12 protein-coding genes are annotated in these 16,676 nt (G+C 69.8%); 2 read left to right on the top strand and 10 right to left on the bottom strand.

Annotation, left to right across the window (positions count from 1 at the left end; genetic code table 11):
• Nucleotides 1-47 precede the first annotated feature (47 nt).
• Both B1L07_10450 and B1L07_10445 read left to right on the top strand, forming a co-directional pair.
• Nucleotides 48-2,420, top strand: a complete 2,373-nt coding sequence (locus tag B1L07_10450; protein AUZ55434.1) for a TonB-dependent receptor — start codon at nucleotides 48-50, stop codon at nucleotides 2,418-2,420.
• Nucleotides 2,421-2,422: 2 nt separating this feature from the next.
• Nucleotides 2,423-3,718 (top strand): penicillin epimerase, encoded by a 1,296-nt coding sequence (locus B1L07_10445; GenBank protein ID AUZ55433.1) that lies wholly within the window; start codon nucleotides 2,423-2,425, stop codon nucleotides 3,716-3,718.
• A gap of 63 nt (nucleotides 3,719-3,781) precedes the next feature.
• Here the strand turns inward: B1L07_10445 and B1L07_10440 are convergent, their stop codons facing one another.
• The 10 genes from B1L07_10440 to B1L07_10395 form a co-directional block, all read right to left on the bottom strand.
• Nucleotides 3,782-4,198 carry an electron transport complex protein RnfB gene (locus B1L07_10440; GenBank protein AUZ55432.1) on the bottom strand — a complete coding sequence of 139 codons (417 nt, stop codon included), beginning with the start codon at nucleotides 4,196-4,198 and terminating at the stop codon, nucleotides 3,782-3,784.
• A gap of 5 nt (nucleotides 4,199-4,203) precedes the next feature.
• The gene (locus tag B1L07_10435) at nucleotides 4,204-4,794 is read right to left on the bottom strand and encodes a phosphotransferase (GenBank protein ID AUZ55431.1); all 591 of its coding nucleotides are present in this window, start codon (nucleotides 4,792-4,794) and stop codon (nucleotides 4,204-4,206) included.
• Between the two features lie 130 nt (nucleotides 4,795-4,924).
• The gene (locus tag B1L07_10430; GenBank protein AUZ55430.1) at nucleotides 4,925-7,018 is read right to left on the bottom strand and encodes a methionine--tRNA ligase; all 2,094 of its coding nucleotides are present in this window, start codon (nucleotides 7,016-7,018) and stop codon (nucleotides 4,925-4,927) included.
• Nucleotides 7,019-7,164: 146 nt separating this feature from the next.
• The gene (locus B1L07_10425; protein ID AUZ55429.1) at nucleotides 7,165-7,611 is read right to left on the bottom strand and encodes a hypothetical protein; all 447 of its coding nucleotides are present in this window, start codon (nucleotides 7,609-7,611) and stop codon (nucleotides 7,165-7,167) included.
• A 121-nt stretch (nucleotides 7,612-7,732) separates the two neighbouring features.
• Nucleotides 7,733-11,311, bottom strand: coding sequence for a hypothetical protein (locus tag B1L07_10420; protein ID AUZ55428.1), 3,579 nt, complete (start codon nucleotides 11,309-11,311; stop codon nucleotides 7,733-7,735).
• Between the two features lie 11 nt (nucleotides 11,312-11,322).
• The gene (locus B1L07_10415; protein ID AUZ55427.1) at nucleotides 11,323-12,216 is read right to left on the bottom strand and encodes a multidrug ABC transporter ATP-binding protein; all 894 of its coding nucleotides are present in this window, start codon (nucleotides 12,214-12,216) and stop codon (nucleotides 11,323-11,325) included.
• Nucleotides 12,217-12,406: 190 nt separating this feature from the next.
• Nucleotides 12,407-12,814, bottom strand: coding sequence for a hypothetical protein (locus B1L07_10410; protein AUZ56549.1), 408 nt, complete (start codon nucleotides 12,812-12,814; stop codon nucleotides 12,407-12,409).
• Nucleotides 12,793-13,863: a serine hydrolase gene (locus tag B1L07_10405; protein AUZ55426.1), complete on the bottom strand. Its 1,071-nt coding sequence runs from the start codon at nucleotides 13,861-13,863 to the stop codon at nucleotides 12,793-12,795. Before B1L07_10405 ends, B1L07_10410 begins: the two co-directional genes overlap by 22 nt.
• A gap of 17 nt (nucleotides 13,864-13,880) precedes the next feature.
• Nucleotides 13,881-15,791: a hypothetical protein gene (locus B1L07_10400; protein AUZ55425.1), complete on the bottom strand. Its 1,911-nt coding sequence runs from the start codon at nucleotides 15,789-15,791 to the stop codon at nucleotides 13,881-13,883.
• Nucleotides 15,792-15,931: 140 nt separating this feature from the next.
• Nucleotides 15,932-16,609, bottom strand: a complete 678-nt coding sequence (locus B1L07_10395) for a hypothetical protein (protein ID AUZ55424.1) — start codon at nucleotides 16,607-16,609, stop codon at nucleotides 15,932-15,934.
• Nucleotides 16,610-16,676 lie beyond the last annotated feature (67 nt).

The following is a 16,676-nucleotide window of genomic DNA, read 5'->3' as shown; positions in this document are numbered from 1 at the left end:
CGGTCCCCTGCCTACCGGAGTCCGAAGTGAAGCGTTGCCTGTTGACGATGGCCGTTGGCGCCGTCCTGTTTCCCCTTGCCTGCACCGATGCGCGCGCCGCCACCGCTACCGCTGGCGCCGACGCGGCCGCCCAGCCGACCACCCTGGACGCGATGATCGTCACCGGCACGCGCGGCTCCAACCGCACCCAGTTCGATACGCTGGCACCGGTGGACGTGTTCTCGCAGGAGGAAATCCAGGCGATCGAATCGACCGATCTGTCCGACGTGCTGGCGCAGCTGGTGCCGTCGTTCGTGGTGCAGCGCCTGCCGATGGCCGATGGCCAGGTGTTCGTGCGCCCGGCCACGCTGCGTGGCCTGTCGCCGGACCAGACCCTGGTGCTGGTCAACGGCCGCCGCTTCCATCGCTCGGCGCTGCTCGGCTCGCGCGGTGCGCAGGGGCCGGATCTTTCGCAGATCCCGACCAGCGCGATCAAGCGCATCGAGGTGCTGCGCGACGGTGCCTCGGCGCAGTACGGCTCCGATGCCATCGCCGGCGTCATCAACATCATCCTTGACGACAGCATCGGCAGCGAGTTCACCCTGGGCGCGTCCGAGTACGCCGAGGGCGACGGCAGCGCCCGCCGCTTCGGTGCCCGCACCGGCGTCGGCCTGGGGCAGGCCGGCGTGCTGTCGCTGTTCCTCGACTACGACACCGCCGATGCCACCTCGCGCAGCCGCCAGCGCCCCGATGCGATCGCCTTCCAGAACGCGCACCCCGAGCTGCAGGTGCCCGATCCGGTGCAGCGCTGGGGCCAGCCCGACCTGGAAAACCGGCGGCTGGGCTTCAACCTGAAACTGCCGTTCGGGCAGACCGCCGAGGCCTACGCCCATGGCCTGTACAACAGCGGCGAGGGGGTCAGCGATTTCAACTGGCGCAATCCCGACGGCACCGCCTCGGTGTACAGGCCGACCGCGGTGTTCCCCGGCTGGGACGTGCGCAGCCTGTACCCGACCGGCTTCTCGCCCAAGTACGGCAGCGACTACGACGACCTGCAGCTGGTGGCCGGCGTACGCGGCCAGTTCACCCCCGATCTGAGCTGGGACGTCAGCGGCGCCTATGGCCGCAACCGCATCGAGTACACCCTGGACGAGTCGATCAACGCCTCGCTGGGGCCGGCCAGCCCGACCGCGTTCTACCTGGGGCGGCTGTCGCAGGTGGAGAAGAACCTCAACGCCGATTTCGTCTACGCACTGCCGCTGGCGGCGCTGCCGGCGCCGCTGAACATCGCCTTCGGCGCGGAGTTCCGCGAGGAAACCTACGGCGTGGATGCCGGCGACCCGGCGTCGTACGCGATCGGCCCGGGCGCGGCGGCCGGACTGGCCGGCAACTCCAACGGCGCGCCGGGCTTCGGCCCGGATAACGCCGGGCGCTGGAGCCAGCGCAGCCATGCCGCCTACGTGGACGTGGAGGCGCCGGTGAGCGCGCGCTGGAATGTCGGCGCGGCCGCGCGCTACGAGCGCTTCTCCAGTTTCGGCGGCACCCTCGACGGCAAGCTCTCCAGCCGCTTCGAGATCACCCCGGCATTCGCGCTGCGCGGCTCGGTGTCCACCGGCTTCCGCGCACCCACCCCGGGCCAGCTGTACACCACCAGCACCGTGCAGGGGCTGGACACGGTGACGCTGCAGGTCTTCACCTCGGGCCGGCTGTCGCCGAACGATCCGCTGGCGCGCCTGCTGGGCGCCCGCGCGCTCAAGCCGGAACAGTCGCGCACCGCGTCCCTGGGCCTGGCCTGGCGCAACGATGCCGGCCTGTCCGGCTCGGTGGACCTGTACGACATCAAGGTCACCGACCGTTTCAGCCAGTCGGCGTCGTTCCAGATCCCGGCCGGGGTGCCCAACCCGATGGGCTACACCTCGGTCAGCTACTTCACCAATGACTTCGATACCACCACGCGCGGCGTGGACCTGGTGGGCAGCTGGGTGGGCGACGCCGGCCCGGGCCGGCTCAACCTGACGCTGGGCTGGAACTACAACCGCACGCAGGTGGACAAGGGCGCGACCAGCGTCGCCACCAGCCAGACCCAGCGGGTGATCTTCGAGGAACGGCTGCCGCGGCAGAAGGGCACTTTCAGCGCCAACTACGACATCGGCAACTGGACCGTGCTGGGCAAGCTGCGCCATTACGGCGCCTGGACCGATGCCACCGGCAATGCCACCGGCGACATCTTCCAGCGCTTCGGCGACATGCAGTTCTTCGACCTGGCGGTGGCCTACCGCTTCAATGCGGGCAACAGCCTGCGCATCGGAGCCGACAACCTGTTCGACCGCTACCCGGACGAGGCGGTGTTCCAGGCCAGCCGCGGCCTGGTGTACTCGCGCAATGCGCCGTACGACACCGACGGGCGCAACGTCTATGCCGAGTACCGGGTGGCGTTCTGAGCATGGACGGCGCACGACGACGCCTGCTGCGCGGTGCCGCGCTGATGCCATTGGCCGCGGGCGCGCCGGCGATGGCGACGGCTGCCGCGCCGGCGCTGCCGGAGGCGCCGGCGGGGGTGTCGCCGGCGCAGCTGGCCGGCGATGAAACCTACTGGGCGGCGGTGGCGGCCCAGTACGACCTCGGCGACGAAGTGGTCATGCTCGACAACGGCTACTGGGGGGCGATGGCGCGGCCGGTGCTGCAGGCGTACGCGCAAGCCACCGTCGAGGTGAACCGCGGCAATGCCTGGTTCGGGCGGGTCGCGTTTCCGCAGCGCATGCGCGCGGTGCAGCGGCAGCTGGCCGACTTCCTCGGCGTGGGCGAGGACGAGGTGGTGCTCACCCGCGGCGCGACCGAAGCGCTGCAGGCGCTGATCGGCGGCTACAACCGGCTGCGCCCGGGTGACCAAGTGCTGTATGCGGACATCGACTACGACAGCACCATCACCGCGATGCAGTGGCTGCGCGCGCGACGCGGCGTCGAGCCGGTGGCAATCGCCCTGCCCGAGCCCTGCGGCCATGCGCAGGTGCTGGAGGCCTATACGCAGGCGCTGCAGCGCAACCCGCGCCTGAAACTGATGCTGCTGACCCAGGTGAACCACCGCAACGGCATGCTGCTGCCGGTGGCGGAGATCGCGGCCATGGCCCGCGCCCGCGGCGTGGACGTGATCGTCGATGCGGCCCATGCCATCGGCCAGGTCGAGACCCGCATCGACGGCCTGGGCGCGGACTTCGTCGGCATCAACCTGCACAAGTGGATCGGCGCGCCGGTCGGCGTGGGCGCGATGTACGTGCGCCGCGGACGGGTGGCCGACATCGACCCGTACATGGGCGATCCGGATCGCGGCATCGCCAGCCGCGTGCATACCGGCACCGCCAATTTCGCCGCGTTCCTGGCGCTGCCGGCGGCGCTGGCGTTCCACCAGCGCATCGGCACCGCAGCCAAGCGCGCGCGCCTGCTGCGCCTGCGCGACCAGTGGCGCGACGCGGCACGCGCGCTGCCGGGGCTGCAGCTGCTGGGGTCGGACGAGCCGCGGCTGAGCAGCGCGATCGCCTCGTTCCGGCTGGTGGGGCAGGTCACGCTGCAGCAGAACATCGGCGTGGCCCGGCGCCTGCTCGAGGAGCACGGGGTGTTCACCGTGCACCGCGACGGCCTGGCGCACGGCGCCTGCGTGCGGGTCACGCCGGGCATCTTCACCTCGCCGGCGCAGATCGACCGGCTGGTGGCGGGGCTGCGCCAGCTTGCCGGCGCCGCCTGACGGCATGCATGGGGATGCGGGACGGCCGTGGGGCGGGGACAGGGCCCCACGGCCGCGCGGCGTTCATGCCGGCTGCAGCACGATGCAGTCCACCGGGCAGGGCGGGAGGCACAGTTCGCAGCCGGTGCACAGGTCGGCCAGCACGGTGTGCATGAACTTGGCGCCGCCGACGATGGCATCCACCGGACAGGCCTGGATGCACTTGGTGCAGCCGATGCAGTCGGCCTCGACGATCACCGCGACCTGTGCCGGCGTGTGCGTGCCGCGGCTGCGGTCATAGGGCCGCGCCGGCACGCCCAGGATGTGCGCCAGCGTGCGGGCGCCGGCGTCGCCGCCGGGCGGGCAGTGGTCGATGCCGGCTTCGCCGCGCGCCATCGCCGCGGCATACGGGCGGCAGCCGTCGTAGCCGCACTGCCCGCACTGGGTCTGCGGCAGCATCCGGTCCAGGCGTTCGATCAGGGTGTCGTGGGTGTCGTGCATGGGGATCAGGAAACCGGCCTGCCGCGGTACCAGCGTTCGTGCGCCAGGGCCAGCATCGGCCTGTCCTCGCGGCTGTCGCCATAGGCGTGGATGCGCTGGAACGCGCCCAGGTCGAACCGCCGGCGGATATGCGCGACCTTGCGTGGCCCGCAGTCGCCATCGGCGTAGCGGCCGGTGAGGCGGTTGTCCTGCACTTCGAGCCGGTTGCAGATCAGCTGCAGGCCCAGCTGGTCGCACCACGACTGCAGGTACAGGTCGATCGAGGCCGAGACCACCGCCACCGTGTGGCCCTGCGCCCGGTGCCACTGGATCTGCTCCAGCATCTCCGCGCGGACCATGCCGGGCAGGTGGTCGCGGGCATAGTCGCTGGCCATCTGCGCGATCTCGCCGGCATGGCGGCCGCTGAATACCTGCGCGGTGACGCGGCGGCGGATGCGCGTGGCCGAAATCAGCTTCAGCCGATAGGCCAGCAGCCACGGCCCGACCCGCCACCATGCCTGCGCGCGCTGCTCGGGCGTGGCCACGCGGCGCAGGAACCGGCTGTAGGTGTCGCAGACGGTGATGGTGTGGTCGAAATCGAACAGGGCCAGTTCCATGGTTCCAGTGCCGATGCGGGGCGTTCTCTGGCAAAGGGGACGCGATGCGGCCGGGGAAATGGCAGGCGCGGAGCGTGGCCCCGGGCCCGCATGCGCAGGCCCGCGACCGCCGGCCGTACCGCGGCCGGGGTCAGCGTACCGGCATGCCCGGCTGCGCGCCGGCATCGGCGTCGAGCAGGGCCAGCGCGCCGCCGTCGAAGCCGGCCGACAGGATCATGCCTTCGCTGAGGCCGAAACGCATCTTGCGCGGCGCCAGGTTGGCGATGAACACCACGTTGCGGCCCACCAGCGTTTCCGGCTCGCCGTAGCTGCCGCGGATGCCGGAGAAGATCTGCCGCTGGCCGAGGTCGCCGGCGTCGAGCAGGAAGCGCAGCAGCTTGTCCGAGCCCTCGACGAAGCCGCACTCGAGCACCTTGCCGATGCGCAGGTCGAGCTTGGCGAAGTCGTCGATGCCGATGTACGCGGGCGCGTCGCCGTCGGCCTTGGGCTCGGTCTTCGCTTCCACCTTGGCGGGCTTTTCGGCCTTGGCCGGCTTGGCCTCGGCGGCGGGCGGGGAAGTCAGGGTGTCCTTGGAGGCGTCGGTCATGGCGTCGATCATCTTGGGGTCGATACGGGTGAACAGCGCCACGTAGGGCGCGATGGTATGGGCGGTGAGCGGGGCGGCGATGTCGGCCCAACCGTGCATCGGCGCATTGAGGAAGCCCTCGGCCTGCAGCGCGGTGGCCGGCAGCACCGGCTTGAGCGCGGCCACCAGCACGCGGAACAGGTTCAGGCCCTGGGTGCAGACCGCCTGCAGTTCGGCCTCGGCGCCTGACCGGCCGTTATCAAGCTCCTTGGCGATCACCCACGGCTTGGCGTCGTCGATGTACTTGTTGGCCTCGTCGGCCAGCGCCATGGTCAGGCGGATCGCGGCGGCCGGGTCGTTGCGCTCGTAGGCCTCGCGCACCGGCGCCAGCGCGGCGACGAAGCGCTCGTACTGGGCCGGGTCCGGCAGTGCGTCGGCCAGGCGCCCGTCGAAACGCTTGGAGATGAAGCCGGCGCAGCGGCTGGCCAGGTTGACGAACTTGCCGACCAGGTCGGCATTCACGCGGGCGCTGAAGTCGGCCAGGTTCAGGTCCAGGTCGTCGACGCCGCCGGAGGACTTGGCGGCGAAGTAGTAGCGCAGCGCTTCCGGCGCCAGGCCCACGTCCAGGTAGGTGCGGGCCATGACGAAGGTGCCGCGCGACTTGCTCATCTTGGCGCCGTCCACGGTCAGGTAGCCGTTGACGTGCAGCCGGGTCGGCGCGCGCAGGCCGGCGCCGTGCAGCACCGACGGCCAGAACAGGCCGTGGAAGTTGACGATGTCCTTTCCGATGAAGTGGTGCAGTTCGGTGCTGCTGTCGGCGGCCAGCACCGCGTCGAAGTCGTCGCCGGTCTTCGCGCACAGGTTGCGGAAGCTGGACAGGTAGCCGATCGGCGCGTCCAGCCACACGTAGAAGTACTTGCCCGGCGCGCCCGGGATCTCGAAGCCGAAATAGGGGGCGTCGCGGGAGATGTCCCAGGCGCGCAGCCCGCCCTCGGCGTCCAGCCACTCGGCCAGCTTGGCCTTCACCCCCGGCAGGGCGACGTCGCCGGCCAGCCAGTCGCGCAGGAAGTCCTGGAAGCGGCCGACCTCGAAGAAGTAATGCTCCGAATCGCGGATCTCGGGCGTCGCGCCGGACACCACCGACTTCGGGTCGATCAGGTCGGTCGGGCCATAGGTGGCGCCGCAGACCTCGCAGTTGTCGCCGTACTGGTCCGGCGACTTGCACTTCGGGCAGGTGCCCTTGATGTAGCGGTCGGGCAGGAACATGCCCTTGGCCGGGTCGTAGAACTGCGCCACCGAGCGGCGGCTGATATGACCGGCGGCGTCGAGCCGCTGGTACAGCGCCTCGGTCAGCTCGCGGTTGGCGGCCGAGTTGGTCGAGTCGTAGTGGTCGAACTCGATCCCGAAGGCAAGGAAATCGCGCTCGTGGCTGGCCTGGATGTTGGCGATGAAGGTTTCCGGGCTGACCCCGGCCTTCTCCGCGGCCAGCATGATCGGCGTGCCGTGGGTGTCGTCGGCGCACACGTACCAGACCTTGCCGCCCATCAGCCGGCGCGCGCGCACCCAGATGTCGGCCTGGATGTAGCCGACCAGGTGGCCCAGGTGCAGCGGGCCGTTGGCATAGGGCAGGGCATTGGTGACGAGCGCGGTACGGGTCATGGCCGTTGGCAGGAACAGAGGGGACCGCCGATTATCGCATGCCGCGCCGCGGCGACCGGTAAACCCGCCCCGTGCGCGCGAAACCCGGCCTGGGCCGGGTTTCGCGGGGGCTGCCGGTGGCGTGCCGGGGTACGCCGGCGGGCGGGTTACATCCGTTCCCACACCTGCGACTTGCAGATGAAGGCGATGCAGCCGGAGACCTGCAGTTTGCGGCCGCCTTCGATCAGCTCCATCTTGGACTTGTAGACCTTGCCCTCGTCGGGCTTGAGGATGCTGCCGCCGCTCCACTTGTTGGCGCCGTCGGCGCGCATGCCGCGGATGATCTCCATGCCGGTGATCGGCTTGCCCTTGCGGTCGTCGCTGCACTTGTCGCAGGTCGGGTTGGGGCGGCTGGGGTTGAGCAGCTCGACGATGCGGCCGTGCAGCGCGCCGTTGCTGGTGCGGCTGATCTCGACGATCGACTTGGCCCGGTGGGTGTCCGGGTCGATCTGCCGCCAGCGGCCTTCGGCGCTGGTGTTGTCGGCCTGGGCGGCGGTGATGCCGGCCATGGCCAGCGGCAGGGCCAGCAACAGGGTCTTGAAGGTCTTGCGCATGTGTCCCCTCCCAGGGCGGATGGCGTGGTCAGGAGCGACCGGGTGCAGGCGAATGTATACCCATTCGCTGCGGTACGGAATCCGCACCGCAGCACGCCCGGTCAGGGCCGGATCAGCGCCGTCACCGGTAGCCGACCCGCTTGCGGTTGTCGGCCGACACGCGGTCGATCAGCTTGTTGTAGGGGTCGAAGCCGACCTCGTCCGGGCGCCCGTCGACGGTCACGGTGAACACCGGCGTGGCCGTGGTGACGTGGTGGCGCTGCAGGTACAGCACCTTCTCGTCGCGCTCCTTGCCCGAGGCCCCCTTGGCGAACACGCCGACCTCGATCCAGTCGTCCAGCGTCCCCGGCGTTTCCTTGCCCAGGCCGTCGGCATAGCGCTTGTCGGCATGCAGCTTCATGGTCACGTCGTAGCGGCCGTCGGCACGCCGGGTCGCGGTGGCTTCGACCACGCGGTTGTCGTAGAAGCCGCTCTTCTCGAACAGGTCGGTGATCAGCGCCTGGTGCGCCGGGCCGGCCTCGGCGCGGATGAACTCCAGCAGCTCGACCGAGGTGGTGTACGGCGGCTGCTGGAAGGCCTTGGCCTGGAGGAAGCGCGACAGCGCCCGGTTCAGGGCCTGCTCGCCCATCTCCTCGCGCAGCCGGTAGAACACCAGCGAGCCCTTCTGGTAGTGGATGTACTGCTGGTTCTCCACCCGGTACAGGGGCAGCTCCTCGACGTCCTCGCCACCACGGCCGGACAGGTACTTGTCCAGTTCGTCCTTGAGGAACTGGCGCATGTGGCCGCGCCCGTACTCCTTCTCCATCACCATCAGCGCCGAGTACTGCGACAGCGACTCGGACAGCACCGTCGCGCCCTGCATGTTGGCGCCGATCACCTGGTGCGCCCACCACTGGTGCGCCACCTCGTGCGCGGTGACGTAGAACACGTAGTCCACGTCATCCTTGTCGCGCAGGTCGGCGATGAAGCCGATCGATTCGGAATACGGGATGGTGTTGGCGAAACTCTGCGCGAACGTGCGGTAGCCCGGGAACTCGATGATGCGCACCTGCTTGTGCTGGTGCGGGCTGAAGTTGGCCTCGTAGTAGGCCAGCGATTTCTGCACGCCTTCGATCATCCGGTCCACGTTGTACGGATGTTTGGGGTCGTGGTAGATCTCGATCGGGATGCCGTTGTAGGCCGCCTTCTTCACTTCCCAGCGTGCCGACAGGTAGGCGTAGAAGTTCAGCATCGGCCGGTCCATGGCGTAGCTGAAGCAGCGGCGGCCATCGCGTTCGAACGCCTTCTGCAGGTAGCCCGGGGCCAGCGCGATCTGGTCCGGCGCGGTGCAGATGGTGCTGCGGAAATCCAGCCAGTCGGCGTCGTTGGAAATGTAGTTGTTGGCGCGCGCGGCCGCATCCTCCAGCCGCGGCATGCGCGTGGGCTCGCCGAGACCGCGCTTGCGGCGTTCGTTGCGGTCGCTGATCTCCACCCCGGTGTCGTAGCCGAACGCCGGCAGCACGCGGCTGTTGAAGAAACTGCCGTTGTCGACGATCTCGGTCTGCGCCTGGCCGGCGGTGATGCCGTCGGGGTGGATGTCCACGGTGAAGGTGATGTCGCGCTCCTCGCCAGGCTGCATCGGCACATCCAGCGTGTAGATGCGGTACCCCAGCTGCGCGTCGTGGGTGGTCAGCCGGGCGCCGCCCAGCTCGATGCCGGCCAGCGTGCGGTCGTCGGCCATCGCCACATGGATCGCCGGGATGGCCGTGGCATGGGTGTTGCGCACTCGGTAGCGGCCGTCGATGCGCACGCTCTGGGTTTCCGGATGCAGGTCGACGTGGTTGTCCACGGCGACGATGCGCGGCTGCGGCAGGTCCTTGTACTTGCGGTACTCGCGCTCGTAGCGGGCCTGGCGGTCCAGCACCTGGTCCGGCGAGACGAACTCGTTGCGGATGTTGGTGTTCCAGTACAGCCAGCCGCCGCAGCCGATGAACGCCAGCACGGCGGCGGCCAGGCCCGCGCCCAGCGGGCCGCGCAGGCGCTGCCGGGCCAGGCGCAGGCGCTGGCGCCAGGCCGGATCGACGCCGCGCACCCACAGCGCCGCGCACAGCAGCAGCAGGACCAGCAGGAACAGCGCCCAGTAGCCCTGGAAGGCCAGCTGCCCGGTCAGGAAATGGCCGTAACCGTTCATGTCCGAGTACGGCGCGTTCGGCCAGCTGCCGAAGTTGTACAGGTTCTGGGTGTAGTCGAGCATGCCCAGCACCGACTGCCCGATCAGCAGCAGGATCAGCAGCGCGTACCCCAGGAACTTGTTGTTGCTCAGTACCTGCAGCACCAGCGCCATGCCGCCCATCAGGATGTAGACCACCGAGTTCAGCGCCAGCGTCTTGATGTACAGCAGCGGTTCGAGCTGGGTGTAGCCCTTGGCCAGCTGGATGGCGATGGCGGTAAGCCCGCCCACGGCCTGGAACGCGGCGACCACCGCGACCAGGGTGAGGAACTTGCCCAGCAGCGGCACCCAGTTGGGTACCGGCATCGCATCGCTGATGCCGGCGATGCGCGCGCTGCGCTCGCGCCACACCAGCTCGCCCGCGTAGAACAGCACGATGATGATCAGCAGGAAGCTGTAGCTGCCCTGCAGGGCCTCCAGCATCTGCGAGGTCACCGGCCAGCTGGGCGTGCCGTACAGGGTGCGGCGGTGCAGGGCGCTGGGAATGAAGTTGGCCATGCCCAGCACCAGCAGCACCAGGAACGGCGCGCTGCGGAACACGCCCAGCGCATCGAAGCCGACCTGGCGCAGCAGCTGCCGCCAGCCGGTGGCGGCAGTGAATGCCGGGGTGACCCGGGGGGCGACCACCTGGCTGCGCTTGCCGTCGATGGTGGCGACGCTGGCGGTCTTCCTGCCGCGCCTGCGGCCGGTGCCGCTGCGTTCGGTGCGGAACAGGGCGAAGGTGGCGGCGAACAGGGCGGCGGTGACCGCCAGCCACAGCAGCCGGTTCTCCAGCAGGTAGCCGCTGAAGGCGGGCAGGCCGGTGTTGCGCTCCTCGGCCGACCAGTAGCGCATCGCCTGGCCCATCGCGCGCATGCCCAGCGGGTCGAGCAGCGAAGCGACGCGCAGGTTGTCGATGTCGGCCAGCAGGGCGCGGCTGACGCCGTACAGCACGAAGAACACGATGACGCCGATGTAGACCCACAGGATGTTGCGGGTGGTCACCGCCAGCAGCGACAGCAGCGCGGTGGTGAACAGCACGTTCGGCAGCACCATGAACGCGAACGACCACAGGTACGGGCGCAGCGACACCGGCCCGAGCCGCGCGGCGTCGATCCAGGGCATGAACTGCGCCACGAACAGGCCGGCGCCGATGATGGCGTACATCAGCAGGCTGGCCAGCAGCGCGGCGCCAAGCCGGCCGAGCAGGTAGTCGCGGCGCCGGATCGGGCTGGAGAACACCAGTTCCGAGGTGCCCAGCTCGAAGTCGCGCAGCAGCGCATTGCTGACGAACAGGGTGACCACCAGCAGCCCGATCAGGGTGAAGGCGGTCATGAAGGTGGCGATCACCGACGGTGCATTGCGGTGCACGTTGCCGATGCCGCCGCCGATCTGCACGGCATCGCTGGAGGCCGCGCCGAAGGCGAGCAGCGCGAACAGCGCCGCCAGCAGCCACAGCAACGGGGAACGCAGCTGCTCGCGCAGCTCGAAGCGCAGGAAGGCCAGGGTCATGGTCGTCTCCGTCAGGCGGCCTGCGCCTGCAGGCGCAGGCGCTGGAAGTAGACGTCCTCGAGCCCCGGCGCGACCGGCTCGAAGCCGGCTTCCGGGCAGGTGTCGGCGAACACATGGATCACCGGGTGGCCGCCCACCAGCCGCGTCGACAGCACGGTGAAGCGGCTTTCATAGTCCGCCAGCGCGGCCTTGGCCACCTGTTTGCGCCAGACCTGCGCCTGCAGCGCGGCGATCGCATCGACCGGCTTGCCGGACAGCAGCACCTGGCCCTTGTTCATGATGGCCATGGCCGGGCACAGGTCGGTGACGTCCTCGACGATGTGGGTGGACAGGATCACCACCACGTTCTCGCCGATTTCGGCAAGCAGGTTGAGGAAGCGGTTGCGCTCTTCCGGGTCCAGGCCCGCGGTCGGCTCGTCGACGATCACCAGCTGCGGGTCGCCCAACAGCGCCTGGGCAATGCCGAAGCGCTGGCGCATGCCGCCGGAATAGGTGCCGAGCTTGCGCTTGCGGGCATCCCACAGGTTCACCTGCTGCAGCAGGCCCTCGACCACTTCCCGGCGCTGCGCGCGCGCGGTCAGGCCCTTGAGCACGGCGAAATGGTCGAGCAGGTCCAGCGCGCTGACTTTCGGGTAGACGCCGAAATCCTGCGGCAGGTAGCCCAGCCGGCGGCGCAGCGCGTCCTTGTCCCTGAGCACGTCGATGCCGGTGCCATCGGCGGTGGTCAGGGTGGCGCTGCCGGCATCGGCCTCCTGCAGCGTGGCGAGCGTGCGCATCAGCGAGGACTTGCCGGCGCCATTGGGCCCGAGCAGCCCGAACATGCCGCGCGGAATGTCGAGATCGACATTGTTCAATGCATGCACGCCATTGGCGTAGGTTTTCGACAGACCGCGGATCTGCAGCATGGGGCCGGACCTCTCCTTGGATGATGGCCGCAACATGCCGCCGCGGCCGGGCTGCCGGCAATGCGCCGGAAGTCATTGGGACCAGGGACGTGGGAGGGCGGCGGATGTGACCGGCGGCGCGGCCACGGCCGCCCGTGCGGGCGCGGCCAGGCGGCCACCTGCGCGCCGTGCCCGTCGCGGCCGGTCGCCGTCAGGGCAGTTCGTACAGCTCCAGCGGCAGCGCGTCGGGGTCGGCGAAGAAGGTGAAGCGGCGGCCGGTGTACTCATCCACCCGCACCGGCTCGCAGGCCACGCCCTCGGCCTGCAGGTGGGCGATGGCCGCGTCCAGCGCGGCGACGCGGAAGGCGAGGTGGCGCAGGCCCCGCGCTTCCGGGCGACTGGGGCGCGGCGGCGGGGCCGGGAACGAGAACAGCTCCAGCCCGGTGCCGTCGGGCAGGCGCAGGTCCAGCTTCCACGACTGGCGTTCGGCGCGGAAATGCTCGGCCACCACCTCCAGCCCGAGGATGCGGGTGTAGAAGTCGCGCGACCGCGCGTAGTCCGACGCGATCAGCGCGACATGGTGGATGCCCTGCAGCTTCACCGTTGCGGGGCCTGCCAGCGGCGGGCGATCTGCAGCGCCAGCGCATAGGGCTCGGGATCGTTGCGGTTGCTCAGCACGACCACCGTCAGCTTCTGCTTCGGGTAGCGCACGATCACGTTGCGGAAGCCGATGCTCTCGCCGCTGTGCCACAGCGCGTCGCCGTTGATGCGCCAGCCGAAGCCGTAGTGCGGCACGTCCGGTTCCGGCGTCGCCGTGGCCGCGCTGAAGGCCTGCTGCAGCGAGGCGCGGCGCAGCAGGCGCTCGTCGTACAGCGCGGCGTCCCACTTGGCCAGGTCGTCGATCGAGGAATAGATGCCGCCGTCGCCGAGCACCGCGCTGGTGGTGCTCTGGTCGGTGCGCTGCCAGTGGCCATCGATCTGGCTGTAGCCGTAGGCGCGCTCGGGCACCTCGTCGACGCCGTCCTGGTGGGCGAAGGTGGCGGTCATGCCCAGCGGCAGGAAGATGCGCTGGCGCAGGAAGCTGGCGAAGTCGCTGCCGGAGGCCTTGCCGACCACCAGCGCCAGCAGCGCGTAGCCGCTGTTGCTGTAGCGGTAGCTGCTGCCCGGCGCGAAGTAGGTGCGGTTCTCCTTCTGCAGCAGGTGCAGCACGTCGATGTCATGCACCTGGCGCGTGTCGGCCGGGTCCATCAGGTCTTCGTAGTCGAGCAGGCCGCTGCTGTGGCTGAGCAGCTGGCGCAGGGTCATCGCGTCGGCCACCGCCGGCAGCTCGGGCAGCCACTTTTTCAGCGGGTCGTCGATCGACAGCGCGCCGTCCTCGGCCAGCAGCAGGATCGCGGCGGCGGTGAACTGCTTGCTCACCGACGCCAGCCGGAAGTTGGTGGCCGGCGATACCGGCGTGCCGTCCTCCAGCACCGCCAGCCCATAGCCGCGGCGGAACACCGGTTGCCCGTCCTTGAGCACCAGCACCGCGGCACCGGGCACGCGGCCGTCATAGCGTTGCATCAGGCCGTCGATGCCGGCGTCCGGCGCTGCCGGCGGCGCGGCGCCGGCCACCGTGGAGAACGCGAACAGGCACAGCGGGGCGAGTCGGGACATCCACGGCAGCATGGCGGCTCCTTGCAGGGTCAGGGGGTCTTGCTGGCAATCCAGCGGTCGATCTTGGCTTCCAGAATATCCAACGGCATCGAGCCGTCCTTCAACACTTCATCGTGGAACTCGCGCGGATCGAAGCGCTCACCCAGTGCCGCCTGCGCCTTCTCGCGCAGGCGCCGGATCTTGATCTCGCCCACCCGGTAGGCCAGCGTCTGCCCGGGCAGGGCCATGAAGCGCTCGACTTCCGCGGCGGCATCGGCGGCGCTGATGTCGGCGTTCTTCACCATGTAGTCGATCGCCTGCTGGCGGCTCCAGCCGGCCGCGTGCAGGCCGGTGTCGGCGACCAGCCGCACGGTGCGCAGCAGGGTGGCCTGCAGGTAGCCGAGGCGGTCGTACGGGTCGCGGTACAGACCCAGTTCGTCGCCCAGCGACTCGGCGTACAGGCCCCAGCCCTCGATGAAGGCGACGTCGCCGCCGAGCCGCCGGAAGCGCGGCAGCGTCGACAGTTCCTGCTGCAGCCCAAGCTGCAGGTGATGGCCGGGGATGCCCTCGTGCAGGTACTGCATCGGCACCGCCCAGCGCTTGCGCGACGGCAGGTCGCGGGTGTTGACCTGCAGCCGCCCGTGCTGGCCGCCGTCGGCCGCGGTCGGCGGCTGGTAGCTGGCGGCGCTGGCGTTCAATGCATGTTCGGCCGGCACCGGCTGTACCTGCAGCGCGGCCCTGGGACGGGTGGCGAACAGCGCCGGCAGCGCCGCGTCCACCTGCTGCCCCACCTCGCGGTAGCGCGCCAGCAGCGCGGCCTCGTCGCGGAAGGTGAACTGGCGGTCGTTGCGCATGGCGTTGAACGCCTTCTGCATCGAGCCGCGGATCCTGGCTTCCTTCATGACCCGGGCGATGCGCTCCTGCAGGTCCGTGACCTCCTGCTCGCCGAGCGCGTGGATCTCGGCCGGCGTGCGCGAGGCGCTGGTCAACCCGGCGATGGTGTGCGCGTACCAGGCCTGGCCGCCGGGCAGGGCGCCGAGGCCGTCGCTGGCGCGCGTGGCCGGCAGGTACTGGGTGGCGATGAAGCCGCGCAGCGCGCGGTAGGCCGGCAGCAGCCGGTACTCGATCATGCGCTTGTATTCGGCGGCCAACCGTTCCCGGTCCGCGGCCGGGAAGTCCTCCGGCATGTTGCGGATCGGCGCCCAGAAGATGCTTTCCTCGGCGGTCGGGGTGATCACCGCGTCCAGCTGCGGCAGCACCTTCTCCATCAGCGCGCGCGGCTGCACCACGCCGGCGGCCATGCCTTCGCGCATGTTGGCGATGGCCTGGTCGAACAGCGCCGGCACCCCGAGCGAGCGCCGCGACCAGTTCTCGTAATCCTTCACCGTGCGGAACGGCTGCGCGCCGGCTCCCGAACCGAGCACCGCGATGATGCTGGCGAGGTTGTTGTAGGGGTTGATCGGCAGCATCCACGACGGGTACTGCTCGGCGGCCAGCGAGATGCGCGCGTCGCGCATGAAGATCTCGTAACTGAGCAGGTCCTGGCCCTGCAGGCCGTCCTTGCCCAGCGCCTCGGCCTTGCCCTGCCACTCGACCATGAAGTCGTGCGCCTGGCGGCGCGAGGCCGGCGACAGGAAGTTGGGCAGCTGGTCGTTGAAGCGCGGGTCGCCCTGGAACGTGGCCTGCAGCGGGTTCAGCCGCATCGACGCATCCCAGTACTCGTCGTAGAGCCGGTTCAGGCGGGTGGCCTTGTCCTGGGTGACCGGCAGCGGCGCGCGCGCCGGGCGGGGCGCCGGACGCGCCGGGGGCCTGCTGCCGCGCGCCTTGGGCTTGGCGGTGCGCGATTGCGTCGCGGTCGGGCGCTGGCTCTTCTTCTTCGCCGCCTCGGCGGGCGCGGCGGCGGAGAACATCAGGACGGAGGCCATGGCAAGCGCGAGAAGGCGAAGCGGGCTGGAGGTCATCGGTGGTTCCGGAAACGCACAGGCCCGGGAGCTTGCCTCAGCGGCCGGCGCTAGTGAAGAGCAACCGGCAACGGATAAAGGCGGCAGTCACCCCCGGTGCCCGCCCGGCGCAGCATGTTCCTGCCCTGGCGAGCGGCGTTTCAGCGCTCGCCGGCGCGGGTGAACGGCACGCTGTCCGGGGCCACCGCGCCACCGGAGATGATGAAACTCATGGCCTGGTCCACGGTCCAGTCGGTCGGCGTCAGCAGCTCCACCGGCACGATCTCCAGATAGCCGGAGGTCGGGTTCGGCGTGGTCGGCACGTACACCGCGGCCAGTTCGCGGCCGGTGCCGTGTTCGCGGATGACGCGGGTCACCAGACCCACCGATTTCATCTCGCGGTGCGGGAAGTCGATCAGCACCACCCGCTGGGTGCTGCCCGGCTGGGTCTGCAGGATGTCCAGCAGCTTCTTGGCGCTGTCGTAGATGATGCTGGCCAGCGGGATGCGGCGGATCACCGCGCCGAACCAGCGCAGCAGGCGCTGGCCGATGACCCGGCGGCTGAGCACGCCCACCAGCAGGATCACCAGCAGCGTGGCGAGCAGGGCGAACACGTCCTGCATCCATTCCACCCGTACCCAGCCCAGGTAATGCGGGAAGGACGCGGCGATGCGTTCGGACAGCGGCACCACCAGCGGGCTGCTGATGCCGGACAGCAGCACGAACACGAACTTGATCACCACCCAGGTCAGCCAGATCGGCAGCAGGGTGAGCAATCCGGTCAGGAACAGGCGCTGCAGGGAGGGGCGGTGGGGTGCGGCGGATGCTTCGGGCGACATGTGCCGATTGTAGCCCCGTGGCCGATACCGCAGCAGGACGGTTGCGCGCCGCAGTGTTGCCGGATAT

It is taken from the genome of Stenotrophomonas acidaminiphila (assembly GCA_002951995.1).
Classification (GTDB): domain Bacteria; phylum Pseudomonadota; class Gammaproteobacteria; order Xanthomonadales; family Xanthomonadaceae; genus Stenotrophomonas; species Stenotrophomonas acidaminiphila_A.
This window is presented reverse-complemented; position numbering and strand designations above follow the sequence as displayed.

Excerpts from the sequence above, each read along its gene's own strand:
- B1L07_10450 (AUZ55434.1), top strand. The coding sequence starts at position 48 with ATGGCCGTTGGCGCCGTCCTGTTTCCCCTTGCCTGCACCGATGCGCGC.
- B1L07_10435 (AUZ55431.1), bottom strand. The coding sequence starts at position 4,794 with ATGGAACTGGCCCTGTTCGATTTCGACCACACCATCACCGTCTGCGAC.
- B1L07_10440 (AUZ55432.1), bottom strand. The coding sequence starts at position 4,198 with ATGCACGACACCCACGACACCCTGATCGAACGCCTGGACCGGATGCTG.
- B1L07_10395 (AUZ55424.1), bottom strand. The coding sequence starts at position 16,609 with ATGTCGCCCGAAGCATCCGCCGCACCCCACCGCCCCTCCCTGCAGCGC.
- B1L07_10430 (AUZ55430.1), bottom strand. The coding sequence starts at position 7,018 with ATGACCCGTACCGCGCTCGTCACCAATGCCCTGCCCTATGCCAACGGC.
- B1L07_10445 (AUZ55433.1), top strand. The coding sequence starts at position 2,423 with ATGGACGGCGCACGACGACGCCTGCTGCGCGGTGCCGCGCTGATGCCA.
- B1L07_10415 (AUZ55427.1), bottom strand. The coding sequence starts at position 12,216 with ATGCTGCAGATCCGCGGTCTGTCGAAAACCTACGCCAATGGCGTGCAT.
- B1L07_10400 (AUZ55425.1), bottom strand. The coding sequence starts at position 15,791 with ATGACCTCCAGCCCGCTTCGCCTTCTCGCGCTTGCCATGGCCTCCGTC.
- B1L07_10425 (AUZ55429.1), bottom strand. The coding sequence starts at position 7,611 with ATGCGCAAGACCTTCAAGACCCTGTTGCTGGCCCTGCCGCTGGCCATG.
- B1L07_10420 (AUZ55428.1), bottom strand. The coding sequence starts at position 11,311 with ATGACCCTGGCCTTCCTGCGCTTCGAGCTGCGCGAGCAGCTGCGTTCC.
- B1L07_10405 (AUZ55426.1), bottom strand. The coding sequence starts at position 13,863 with ATGCTGCCGTGGATGTCCCGACTCGCCCCGCTGTGCCTGTTCGCGTTC.